An 11,295-nucleotide genomic window follows, 5' to 3' on the forward strand; every position below is an offset into this window, starting at 1 on the left:
TTTCTTTCCCTGATTGAATAGGTCGCGCACCCTCGATGCCCCTACTCCCACAAACATCTCCACAAACTCAGAGCCACTGGCACTGAAGAAAGGCACCCCTGCCTCACCTGCCACTGCCTTGGCTAAAAGTGTCTTGCCCGAGCCCGGAACTCCGTAAAGGAGGACTCCTTTGGGAATTTTTCCCCCGAGTTTCTGAAACTTTTTTGGGTCCTTCAAAAAGGCAATTATCTCTTGAAGTTCTTCTTTAGCCTCATCTACCCCGGCAACATCAGCGAAAGTTACCCTCAGTTTACTCTGGTCCGTAAGTTTTGCCCGGCTTCTGCCGAAAGACATAGCCTGCTTCCCACCAGACTGCATCGAACGAATCAACATAAACCAGATAAAAACAAACAGGAGAATCGGTCCAAAATTGAAAAGAATAACAGAGAACCAGTTTCTCTTAACTTCACCTTTGTATTTAACTCCATAGGCCTCCAGTTCTTCCACAAGCTTAGGGTCCTCCACAGGAACAGTCTTAAATTTAACCGGCTCTCCCGTTTCATTCCTGAATTCTCCTTTAATTATCGCCTCGCTGATTAAAGCTTCCACTACCTGACCCGACCTCAGATAGCTTTTGAATTCACTATAACCTATCTCCTTATATTCTTGTGGTCTCATCAATCGGGCAAAAAGCATAACCACCAGAATAATAATTAGCCAGAGAGACAAACCCTTCAAAAATTTATTCATATTTAAACCCTTCTTTAAATCACTCAATATTCTTCCTCCCGTAAAACTCGAACTTCCAAAATCTTTTTTGTATCTTCGGTAATCCTTGCCTTATCCGCTCGGCGAATCCCCACCACCCAGAGAATATCCTCTCCCTCTACCAGAAGGGGAACCCTGTCCCGCAGACGTCTCGGTATCTTCCTATCGATAAAGAAGTCACTAAGCTTCTTGGTACCCCTCAACCCAAAAGGTCTAAACCGGTCTCCCTCCCGTCTATTCCTCAGTAGTAATTTCTTGAAGTTTATCTTATCTACATCGAAATAGGCAGTATTGGCTCCCTTATCCGAAACAGGACGAAAATCTACTATTCTGGTGTTGAGCGTTAAGTCAAGCCCCTCAATCTCGTTTTTGCCAGGAACTCTGAGGGGATAATTAAATTTTTTAAACCTTCGCTCAGGAGAAGATGAAAATATCAGAAAATCGCCCTCTTTCCTGACACTGAACCTCTTACCCAGATAAACTCTTTTTCCCTGAGAGCTCTTTTGAGCTAAACTCCTTATCGCCTCTATCTGGCTTAGACTTACAATTCCCCCAAAAAGCCTGTACAAAACCCTTCTCTGAACAATTACATTATATCTTAAAAACCTCTTGAAATCAATCAAAATTTTCTCTGCCTCCCAGGAGACTACTTTGCCAAGAACTCTCTCCACCACTCTCTCCCAATAGGCATTCTCTTCTTTCAAAATTTCTGACAAGCGCAGAAGTGCTCCATCAATGTTCTCATTATAGTTCTTTCGCAAAAGAGGAAGAAGCTTTAACCTTATCCTGTTACGAAAATATTCAGTTTTTCTGTTTGACGAATCTAAGCAGAATGTCAGCTTATTCTTTTTTAAATAGTTCAAAATTTCTTCTCTATTTACTTCTATTAAAGGACGGACGACTGCAGTGCTACCCAATTTTCTCACAGGGGGAATTCCAGATAACCCTTGAGGACCACTACCGCGCAAAAGGTGCATTAGCACTGTCTCTACCTGGTCTGAAGCAGTATGTCCCAGAGCAATCTTTTTAGCATTCAGTTTCCCGGCTAATTGCTCCAAGGCACTGTAACGCATATCCCTTGCCGCTTCCTCAACCGTCAGCTTCTTCCTTCTAGCGTAAGATGGAACATCTAATGATTTCACAGTAATAGGTAGGCCCATCCTGCCAGCCAAATGACTTACGAATTTTTCTTCTCTTTTCGATTCCCTCTTTCTTATTCCATGGTTGATGTGTACAACGTGCAAGGATAAAGCCATATCTTTTCGGCATCTATTCAGGATATGTAAGAGGCAGACCGAGTCCGGTCCTCCGGAGACCCCTACCAGGACTCTATCTCCAGGAGAAAACATATTATATCTTTCTATTATCTTTTTAACTTTGGGGAAAACCATTTTTCGATAAAAATAGCCCGCCAATGCGGACTCTTTTATAAAAACAAGATTATAGTTTTCTGGTAGCGGCGGTAGGATTCGAACCTACGACACAGGGATTATGATTCCCCTGCTCTAACCAGACTGAGCTACGCCGCCAGAAACCATGCACAACCCTCCTAATCACGCGGGATTGCGAAAATATTATATCTAAACTTCATGCAAAAATCAAGTAAAATAGAAATTCGTCAACTCTTTTACCATTCAAATGACCAAATGCAGAAAGAATATTCCCGGCAAAGAAAGAATCTTAAAAATAACTTCTTGGCTTGCTCCCTGCAATCTCAACAAGCCTGCAATTTCCTTCTTGACGCATTTCGCAAAAACTAATATAATCTTCAAGTGTTGAAATCAGTAGGTCAAAAGGGTTAGTATTTTTCCATTTGGCTCTGGGCCTTTTGGCCACGCATGAGGAGAAAGACCCTCAATATTCCACAAATCAGACCTATCTAAGTCGGCAGGCTTATAAAAATAAGAGATACTTCTGACAGAAGAGAATCTCCAGGGGTTTCGGGCATGAAAAAAGAGAAAAGACAGTTTCCAAGAGTAACGGTCAAACTTCCGATTCGCATAACTCCCGAATTTTTTGGAAAGGTTGTTGATTTAAGCGAGACAGGTTTAAGATTTGTTTTGGATAAACCGCTGCCTCTGTCTAAGTCACAGGCGAAAATAGAGATTTCTCCCAAAGAGACAATAGAAACGGCATTCAAAGTTATCTGGGACAGACGGCTAGTTCAACAGAGAAAATTCACATACGGTATATGCTTTATCAGATTCAAAAAGAGAGATTTGGATGTGTTGAAAGGAGCCTTAACAAAGCCCAAGGTCAAATTTATCAGCCAGCCTTATAATGTGCCGTGCGTTGAAATGTCCGGCGTGGATTTCACCATAGGCTGCGAGTACGGATGTGTGTATTGCCATTTCTCCAAGACCCAAGAAAAGATTAACCGTATCTGGTCTGGTCGGTGCGTTGATATCTCCCCCATCTATAAAATGAAAAAGTTCCCGTCTTTTATTTACTTAAGCCCTTTTAGCGAGCCTTTTGCTCCAAAAGCAAAAGATTTGGCTCATGAGTTTCTTTCTTTCCTATTGCCAAAAGGGATAAATTTTTGGATTTTGACCAAAGGCATAATACCCCGAAAGACCATTGATTTGATCAAGAAATTCTCTTCCCAGGTGGAAATTGCTGTCGGGATAACAAGCCTGGATGAGAAGAGAAATTCTATCTTAGAGCCTTACTGCCCCAGCGTTCAGGAGAGATTCTCCAATCTGGTCGCTTTAGGCAAAACCGGGTGCCGCCTCGGCGTAAGGATGGATCCTCTTATACCTGGAGTAGACGATTCTCCCGAAACCTTAAAGACTATCATAAGGAAAATCGCGAGGCTTAAAATACCGGTAATAATCATTGCTACTTATTTATTTGTTCCCGCATCGTCCTTACGGAGACTTAAAAAAATACCCTTGTTGCAGAACCCTCTTAAGTCCTTTACAGAGAAAGCTCCTACCACGGAAGGGACGGTGCTTTCAACCCCCCTAAAGGATAAGATGGCAAAATACGACGAGTTAAATTCCATATGCAAATCCTTTGGATTCAAACTGCATGTCTGTGGCTGCAAAGACATTAGATTAAAATCAAAAAAAGTTGAATATTCTTTAGTCTGTCTTTAGTTAGGTAACAGGAAACAGCGATGAGCCTTTTAAACCACTACGCAATTGCCCCTTTATTGACCTCCCTTACAACTTTTCTACTTGCAACTTTTGTCTATTTTAAAAACAGAAAAGGTAAAACAAACAGAATCTTTGCGCTCTATTACCTCAGCATTACGGTTTGGAGTTTTTGCCAAGGCCTTCTTTTTTATGCTCAGAATCCACAAGACAAAGCAATGGCTCTGCTTTGGGCCCGATTGCTTCATTGTGGCGTATTTTTTATTCCAACTCTATTTGTACACTTTATCCTCATTTTTTTGGATGAGATTAAACAAAGAAAGAATGTGGTTGTTCTAGGCTATTTAATTAGCTTTTTTCTTTTGATTATCTGCCCAACCAAATTGTTCATAAAGGATATGGTTCCTAAATTTTTGTTTAGATACATTGTTGAGCCAGGGGCTTTTTACCTGGTTTGTCTTCTCTTTTTCGTTGCGTATGTAACTTATGGATTATATAAGCTATTTAAAGCGCACCATACTTTTTCTGGAATCAGGGCAAATCAGACGAAGTATTTGTTTTGGGGGTCGTTACTTGGATATATGGGCGGGTCTCTCAATTTCTTGTGGGTTTTTAACATAAGGCTGTATCCCCTTAATCCGTTTGGGATCTATACAGTACCTCTTTATGTTTTTGTTGTAGCTTACGCTATTGTTAAACATCGCTTGATGGACATTAATGTAGCCATTACCCGAGGAACTGTATTTGCGACCGTATATGCCTTTGTGCTTGTCACTCCTTTGGTATTGGGATACTGGGGCAAAGCCTACTTTTTCGACAGGATAGGAGGAAACTGGTGGTTTGTGCCTGTCGGCATGGCACTTCTTCTGGCCAGTTTAGGCCCGGCTATTTATGGGTTCATACGCCGGAAAACCGAGGCTGCTCTTTTCAGCGAACGGCGGAGATACCAGAAGAATTTAATTGCGCTGGCAAAGCAGATGACCCTGACCAAGGACTTGCGAAGCCTCTTGGTTTTAGTCATCCGCAACGTGACAAAGGAAATCGGAATCAGTCATGCCCGCATATATCTTCTTGACAAGAAAGCCGATGAATACGTGAGGGAAGTCTGCTATGGCAAGGAGAGAAGAAGGCAGTTTGGAGATTCCCTGTCTGGGGATGCGCCTCTAGTCCGTATGTTGGCTGGAAGCAGAGACATAGGACCCCTTTTGAAGGAAGAAATCATAAGCCATTTTGAAATTAATGAGCCTGAACATTCGGAAGAAGTAAAAAAACAATTGAGAAGCATGGGGGCATCTCTATTATTGCCTGCCTTTATTGGCAAAGAGCTTGTTGCCTTTTTGGTTCTTGGCACAAAGCGCTCCAGGGAGATTTACACGCCCGAGGATTTGGATATGTTCAAGATTCTGGCCGGACAGGCTGCTCTGGCGGTTGAGAATGCCCAGTTCTATCAGGAACTTAAAGAATCCCAGGCGACGATGTTTCAGGCAGCCAAGCTCTCTTCCATAGGCGAGTTGGCTACCGGTTTTGCCCATCAGATAGATAATCCTCTGGCTGTGATTAGCTGCGGGGCCCAGTTATGCGTACGCGACATAAAAGACCTTTTAGACAGAAAAGATATAAGCGAGGAAGACAGAAAAAAACTTTTAGAAGAGATAAAAGACAGACAGGAGAGAATGATAGAGACCGCTCATAAAGGGGCTGACCTTGTGCAGAGGATAAGGGGTTATGCCAAGCCTGCGGACAGAGACTTTGAGGCCACAGACTTGAATTCCGTAATGGAAGACACCCTAGGCTTGGCCCAGTATCAGATTTCCCATGGGGGCATAAACGTAACCAAGGATATCTCCCAGGACTTGCCTAAGATAAAAGGGATTGGTGTCCAGCTCCAGCAGGCTTTTCTGAACATGGTCATAAATGCCTGCGAGGCTATGGCCGGCAAGAAAGGAGAACTTGGCATTTCGGCAAGAGTTGGGCAAGAAAATCCCAATAAGGTGGAGATAACCATATCGGACAATGGTCACGGGATTCCCAAAGAGAATTTAAAAAAATTATTTGACATCTTCTATACAACCAAGGGCCCGCAGGGAACCGGAATGGGCCTGTCAATGGCCTACCGCATCATAAAAGACCACAATGGAGATATAGACATAGATAGCGAGGTAGGAAAAGGAACCAAGTTTACTATCTCGTTGCCAATCTGGGAAGAGAAATCCTGAGCAGGGCACGTGACGTAACCGATCCAGCTGAATGTGAAAACTATTGAGTGAAAAAAGGGAATCCCCTAATGAATAATAAACTTCTAATATTTTTGTCCTTTCTATTCTTGACAGGTTGTGCGACCTATCAAATAAGACCTTTAGAAACAGAAAAAACTGTCTGGGTGAAAGTAAAGTCAGCAAATATAAAGGATGGCCCCTCCACGGCGAAATATATTATATTTAAACTTCTTGCAAAAAGCAAGGAAAATAAAAATTTGTCAACCCAAAAGAAAAAAGCCCTTGCCTCAAATACAAGGGCTTCCTCCAAGATTCCCCTAACATGGTAAAGTGACATACTCACGGGATTGAAATCCCGTGCATCTTTCAAGATGCGAGAGTTTCCTGCTTCTTCGAGTTGACTTGCTTCATCGACAGAATCGAAGAAACAGAGGCCATTCTCTCCACAGGCGTTATTTCGGGCATGCCCTGCCCTACGCTTAATATTATACTTGATGCGTTATCATCCCTGTCATGGACTGTGCCACAGTTGGGGCATGTCCATGTCCTCCGGGATAACTTTAAATCACTCATTACAAACCGACAAATACTGCATTCCTTACTGGACGGATAAAATCTCGGTATCTGTTTCACCGTCCTGCCATACCAATCAGCTTTGTATTGCACCTGTCGGCATAACTCTCCCCATCCACTATCGCTGATAGCTTTAGCAAGGTAACGGTTACGAACCATGCCCTTCACATTTAAGTCTTCAAGGCATATCACCTGGTTTTCGTTGATAAGCCTATGGGACAGTTTGTGAAGAAAATCATTACGCTGATTCGTAATCTTCTCGTTAAGCTTTGCCACTTTTAGCCGTGCTTTATTGCGATTTCTAGAGCTTTTCTCTTTCCTAGATAACTGACGTTGTAGTTTCTTAAGAAGTCGCTCTGATTGCAACAACGTCTTAGGATGCTCTATCTTCTCGCCCCCTGACAGTGTGGCAAAATGCGTAAGCCCGAGGTCAACGCCTATCTTGCGGTTCGTAATAGGCAGTTTTTCCGTTACTGTTTTAGAAATTATGGATACAAAATATTTGCCTGATGGTGTTTTGGAAATGGTTGCAATCCCGGGAATACCATTAATTGCCCTGTGCAGTTTGACCTTAATGCCATCTTTGGCTTTCGGTATGTAGAGCTTATCATCCTCAATTCTGAAGTTCTGTGGAACAGCAAAGGACTGAAATCCATTTTTTGTCTTAAATCTCGGATAGCCGCCAAAACCTTTAAAAAAACGCCTGTATGCCTTTTCAAGGTTTAATACTACGTCTTGCAACGATTGGGAATTTACATCTTTTAACCATGGGAATTCAGTTTTAAGATTTTTCAACTGACGTTTGCACTCAAATCCAGATATTGATTGTTTATTTCTCTGCCATGTATCTCTCCGTAAAGCAAGAAAGTGGTTATACACAAAACGACAACTACCAAAGTGTTTCTCAAGAAACTCCTTCTGTTTTTCGGTAGGATACAGCCTGTATTTAAATGCCTTTAAGATCATCCCTTCCTCTGGTCTTCAACATACTTTTTAATGGTTTCTTCTGATATGTGCCCTATCGTTTCAATGTATGTTGATGGATTCCACAACTGACCTTTCCACAGATTCTTCTTTATCCTCGGAAACTCTATAAATATTCTTCTGCCGGAAATGCCTTTGAACATTTTATAGATATAAGATGCAGAAAATTTCGGATGCGCCGATACAAAAACATGCACGTGATCTGACATCACTTCTATACTCTTGATTTCAAACCCTTTTTCTTTCGCTATGTCGTATAAAATAACTTTCAGCCTGTCAGCTATCTTTTCGGTTAAAACCTCCCGTCTGTATTTAACTGACCATACAATATGGTAATTAACATTATATACAACTGTCCTTGCGTGTGTGAGATTCCCCATATGTAGATAGTATAACAAAAAGTATCAGTTAAGTCAATAATTTGCACTATAAACACCTTAACAGATAGTCGCTTTCATCTCGGTATTAAAATACCAAGGATTCCCGCGGCTCGATTCCTAAATTTTCAATTAAGGAATAGTTAGCCTTTGCCCAGGGTAAATTAAATCGGGATCCTTAATTTTATCCTGGTTTGCTCTGTAAATCCTCTTCCACTTCCAAGGATCTCCATAAAATCTCCTCTTCTTGGCAATGTTCCAGAGACAATCTCGATCCCTCTCCCAGGTTCCTACCACATAAATTCTTGGTGCTTCTTCTACCACCTCTTCCCCTTCTACTGCAATTTCCTCTTCTTCTCCTCCTTTTGCCTCTGCCAAAGCCGCTTCTCTTGCTTCATTTGCAGATGCTTCTGCCTCCCAAGCTCTGGAAGTAGCAGTTGCATAGTCGCCTTCGGCGAAGGCACTTCGTGCCCACTCAAGTAAAGACTCTGCTATTGTGGTATCAGCACCAACCTCCCGGGCAGCACTTATTGCTTCATCAGCAGAAGCAATGGCATTCTCTGCATCTACTCTGGCCTGATCAACAGGTGGAATTAAAGGCCTTTTTGGGCATCCTGTCAACCCTACCAAAAGAAGACTCAACAAAAACAGTCCCAAAACTCTCTTCATTTCTTCACCCCCCTTTCCTTCATTCCAAAAATTTGTTACCATCTCGAAACATAATTCCGCTACAACCCTATAGTCTGTCCAGGGCTAACCTTACGGAATAAGCAACCCTCTCCGGACCAAACTCAAGGGAGACACTCTTATAGACTACATCAAATACCAATTCATTTTACAGACTCTTTCTATTTGTACCGTGAGAAGTCAACCTTAAAACTACTCTTCCCTCTATCTTTAATCAGGACTATCGTAGCTTTGGCTTTCGTGTTAATTTTGGAGTAAGGAAAGGAGGCTATTATCGTTGCCTGGTATGAGAGACTTGTTGGAGAGGAAGCGTTCGTGTTGGTCCATCGGGGAGCACGGGGATTTACAGGCTGGATAACCTTCTTGCCTTCTGTTAAGACTATATGGTAATTTTCGGCAAAGTCAATCTTATCTCCGTAAGTACAAATCCCAATCCAAAGTTCTTTGCTATTCAAGATTTCCTCAATTTCTTCTCTCTCTGGGCTTTTATACCTCTTTGCCAATCGACAGCCCAAGAAGGCAAGGGTGTAAAACTTAGTAGCCACGAATCCGTATTCCTTTCGACCTACCCCTCCACCAAAACAGTAAAGTGAGCGAATACTCTCAGGAGAATCCCTATTTTTCACTCCTAAATCGATAGCTTCTTTAACCTCGTCTTCGGTTAAATCAACCTTGATCCCGTCAGTATACATAGCCACTCCTATTTCTTCCAGGGATAGTTTTCTCATCGGGCCATAGTCTTTTCTTCCACTCCCAAGAATAGAGGGTAAGTATGAGCTAAGGTCACTTTTTAAGAGTCTAGCAGTCAACAGGTGCCGTTTTCTCAATAATAAGACCTTTTTAAAAACTCAAATAAGAGTCTCTTCTGGCTCAGGGGAGAAATTCAGCCTTTCCCGTCAGTAAAAATAGCTTCACATTTGCTCTACAATCGACTTTCTCAACGTCGATAGTAGTCTCCCACTGCTTTTTTACTCACTGAACTTTCCACTTGACATCAGTAACTGATACATCACTTACTGTTTTCCCTGTCCCGATGGACGTAATAGCGTATTCTGTTCGGCTTTCCCCTGCATTCAAATTCAATCCACTTGTCCAGGCGTCGTGAGGTAAAGAATTATAGGTAACCCTGTAGTGTATCTTATAGGTACCGATATCTCTTTCTCCGTCATTTCTTACCGGAATATACACCTCAACTTGCCCACTCGAGGAAGAATATTCATACCTCTCGACACTTGCATTAAGGTGAGCTCTCTTTGCGCACCCGGTAGATAAGAATAAGGCAAAAGCAAGAACCAGAAATAGTAAAGGACACTCTATCAGGAATTTTCTCATCTTTCTATCACCTCCCTTTCTTAATTATCGCCTTCTCAGGGTCTCTTTTAGGTCTTTGATCTTATTCTTACATTCTCTTCAACTCTTGCTTCCTTTTTTATATCTCTTTAATTCTTTTTGGAGAGAGGTTATCTGAGATCTTGTATCAGGTTTGTCCTTCTTAATTTTGCCCCGCATTTTGACACCTCCTTAATCCAATTTATAACACTAGATTCCCGCGGTTTCTGCTCTCCAGACAGGGGAGACCTCTAATACTACCAACCTTTCCACTGCCAGGCTCATTCCTGCTGCTACCAGGGTTATCTCTCCCGGGGTCAATTTCTTCAATTGCTCAATACCAGCATTTATCCCTATATTCTAAAAAGATCTTTAGACGCCTCCCGGTAAGTAGACATTGAGAGAGCTATCATAAAAGCCGATTCCAGCTACCGAAAGGCTCTTCTCTATAATCAAGTCTCCTGCTTTTCTTATAGAACGCTTCGGGACTATGAGATAGAATCTTGACACTCCAACGTTATAGATTCTCCACTGCTCGGCCTCTTCAGAATCTATGCTATCCCCTGTCTCAATTTCAAAGAGATCTGTAATTTCTCCCACTTCTGAAGGTCTAACTACCAAATCGGGATACACAAAAGTCCCGCCTCTTTTGACTGACGCATTGGGGTTTTTCTCCTGTCCTGGATTTGCCACGACATATTTCCCTTGATTTTCCAGCCACCCTTTTAATCTCCTAATAATAAAGTCGTGAACCTTCCAATTCTCATTACTTCTATGTTTACTCATTCACGCTACTCCTTATTAAGGAATTTCCTAATTCCCTTCCTCGTCACCTTTAATGTAAATCTTCAGCGGAAACTTAAACGAGGGAATAATCGGCTAATTCGGCTTTGCAGCATTATGTACCAGGAGCAGGCTTCGATATGGTGAAACCTGTACCTTGAGGTGTTTCCTGGTAATCGATAACCAGACCCTTTAGCGCTGGGGCTAAATCAGAGGCTATAAGCAATAGCTTTATACCCTTTTCGCTTTTCACTACTTGATCCTCTTCTTTTTCTTTGTCCAAAACCAACTCTAACTTGTTTGGCATCGCCGGGGAAGAAGTAATCCTGATAGCCACTTCTGGTTCCGTTATCTGTTTTTGTAAGAGTTCTTTAAGTTTTTCTTTTGCAGTTGCAGTCACTGTTAACATATCATACCTCCTTACCATATGCTTTTATACTTCTTATACTCATTACCCTAAGGCTTTCGGGGTTTTCTCCAAATTGGATTCTACGCTGTTACCCT

Annotated in this window: 11 protein-coding genes, 1 tRNA gene and 1 pseudogene; 3 read left to right on the plus strand and 10 right to left on the minus strand. The window is 42.1% G+C overall.

Annotation, left to right across the window (positions count from 1 at the left end; translation table 11 throughout):
* The 3 genes and pseudogenes from VMW39_00615 to VMW39_00625 form a co-directional block, all read right to left on the minus strand.
* A pseudogene (locus VMW39_00615) lies at positions 1 to 729 on the minus strand (ATP-dependent metallopeptidase FtsH/Yme1/Tma family protein).
* A 23-nt stretch (positions 730 to 752) separates the two neighbouring features.
* Entirely contained in the window at positions 753 to 2,162 is a 1,410-nt protein-coding gene (tilS, locus tag VMW39_00620; GenBank protein ID HUW22524.1) for a tRNA lysidine(34) synthetase TilS, read from the minus strand.
* Positions 2,163 to 2,198: 36 nt separating this feature from the next.
* Positions 2,199 to 2,276 (minus strand) — tRNA-Met (locus VMW39_00625).
* 417 nt (positions 2,277 to 2,693) lie between these two features.
* Between VMW39_00625 and VMW39_00630 the strand changes: the two genes are divergently transcribed.
* The 3 genes from VMW39_00630 to VMW39_00640 all read left to right on the plus strand — a co-directional run bounded on the left by VMW39_00630 (position 2,694) and on the right by VMW39_00640 (position 6,387).
* Complete coding sequence (locus VMW39_00630) at positions 2,694 to 3,845, plus strand: PilZ domain-containing protein (GenBank protein ID HUW22525.1); 1,152 nt, start codon at positions 2,694 to 2,696, stop codon at positions 3,843 to 3,845.
* A gap of 20 nt (positions 3,846 to 3,865) precedes the next feature.
* The gene (locus VMW39_00635) at positions 3,866 to 6,058 is read left to right on the plus strand and encodes an ATP-binding protein (protein ID HUW22526.1); all 2,193 of its coding nucleotides are present in this window, start codon (positions 3,866 to 3,868) and stop codon (positions 6,056 to 6,058) included.
* A 68-nt stretch (positions 6,059 to 6,126) separates the two neighbouring features.
* Positions 6,127 to 6,387, plus strand: coding sequence for a hypothetical protein (locus VMW39_00640; GenBank protein ID HUW22527.1), 261 nt, complete (start codon positions 6,127 to 6,129; stop codon positions 6,385 to 6,387).
* Between the two features lie 37 nt (positions 6,388 to 6,424).
* On the opposite strand, the gene VMW39_00645 is transcribed toward VMW39_00640, so the two are convergent.
* The 7 genes from VMW39_00645 to VMW39_00675 form a co-directional block, all read right to left on the minus strand.
* Positions 6,425 to 7,597: an RNA-guided endonuclease TnpB family protein gene (locus VMW39_00645; GenBank protein HUW22528.1), complete on the minus strand. Its 1,173-nt coding sequence runs from the start codon at positions 7,595 to 7,597 to the stop codon at positions 6,425 to 6,427.
* Positions 7,594 to 7,995 (minus strand): IS200/IS605 family transposase, encoded by a 402-nt coding sequence (gene tnpA, locus VMW39_00650; GenBank protein ID HUW22529.1) that lies wholly within the window; start codon positions 7,993 to 7,995, stop codon positions 7,594 to 7,596. Before tnpA ends, VMW39_00645 begins: the two co-directional genes overlap by 4 nt.
* Before the next feature lie 129 nt (positions 7,996 to 8,124).
* Positions 8,125 to 8,661 carry a LysM peptidoglycan-binding domain-containing protein gene (locus tag VMW39_00655; GenBank protein ID HUW22530.1) on the minus strand — a complete coding sequence of 179 codons (537 nt, stop codon included), beginning with the start codon at positions 8,659 to 8,661 and terminating at the stop codon, positions 8,125 to 8,127.
* Positions 8,662 to 8,840: 179 nt separating this feature from the next.
* Positions 8,841 to 9,407: a hypothetical protein gene (locus VMW39_00660; GenBank protein HUW22531.1), complete on the minus strand. Its 567-nt coding sequence runs from the start codon at positions 9,405 to 9,407 to the stop codon at positions 8,841 to 8,843.
* A gap of 244 nt (positions 9,408 to 9,651) precedes the next feature.
* Positions 9,652 to 10,011 carry a hypothetical protein gene (locus tag VMW39_00665; GenBank protein HUW22532.1) on the minus strand — a complete coding sequence of 120 codons (360 nt, stop codon included), beginning with the start codon at positions 10,009 to 10,011 and terminating at the stop codon, positions 9,652 to 9,654.
* A gap of 369 nt (positions 10,012 to 10,380) precedes the next feature.
* On the minus strand, positions 10,381 to 10,794 hold the full coding sequence (locus VMW39_00670) for a hypothetical protein (protein ID HUW22533.1): 414 nt from the start codon (positions 10,792 to 10,794) through the stop codon (positions 10,381 to 10,383).
* Positions 10,795 to 10,906: 112 nt separating this feature from the next.
* Positions 10,907 to 11,200, minus strand: coding sequence for an iron-sulfur cluster biosynthesis family protein (locus VMW39_00675; protein HUW22534.1), 294 nt, complete (start codon positions 11,198 to 11,200; stop codon positions 10,907 to 10,909).
* Positions 11,201 to 11,295 lie beyond the last annotated feature (95 nt).

This window comes from bacterium (assembly GCA_035530055.1).
Taxonomy (GTDB): Bacteria; UBA6262; WVXT01; order WVXT01; family WVXT01; genus WVXT01.

Excerpts from the sequence above, each read along its gene's own strand:
- VMW39_00630 (HUW22525.1), top strand. The coding sequence starts at position 2,694 with ATGAAAAAAGAGAAAAGACAGTTTCCAAGAGTAACGGTCAAACTTCCG.
- VMW39_00635 (HUW22526.1), top strand. The coding sequence starts at position 3,866 with ATGAGCCTTTTAAACCACTACGCAATTGCCCCTTTATTGACCTCCCTT.
- VMW39_00640 (HUW22527.1), top strand. The coding sequence starts at position 6,127 with ATGAATAATAAACTTCTAATATTTTTGTCCTTTCTATTCTTGACAGGT.
- VMW39_00645 (HUW22528.1), bottom strand. The coding sequence starts at position 7,597 with ATGATCTTAAAGGCATTTAAATACAGGCTGTATCCTACCGAAAAACAG.
- tnpA (HUW22529.1), bottom strand. The coding sequence starts at position 7,995 with ATGGGGAATCTCACACACGCAAGGACAGTTGTATATAATGTTAATTAC.
- VMW39_00655 (HUW22530.1), bottom strand. The coding sequence starts at position 8,661 with ATGAAGAGAGTTTTGGGACTGTTTTTGTTGAGTCTTCTTTTGGTAGGG.
- VMW39_00660 (HUW22531.1), bottom strand. The coding sequence starts at position 9,407 with ATGAGAAAACTATCCCTGGAAGAAATAGGAGTGGCTATGTATACTGAC.
- VMW39_00665 (HUW22532.1), bottom strand. The coding sequence starts at position 10,011 with ATGAGAAAATTCCTGATAGAGTGTCCTTTACTATTTCTGGTTCTTGCT.
- VMW39_00670 (HUW22533.1), bottom strand. The coding sequence starts at position 10,794 with ATGAGTAAACATAGAAGTAATGAGAATTGGAAGGTTCACGACTTTATT.
- VMW39_00675 (HUW22534.1), bottom strand. The coding sequence starts at position 11,200 with ATGTTAACAGTGACTGCAACTGCAAAAGAAAAACTTAAAGAACTCTTA.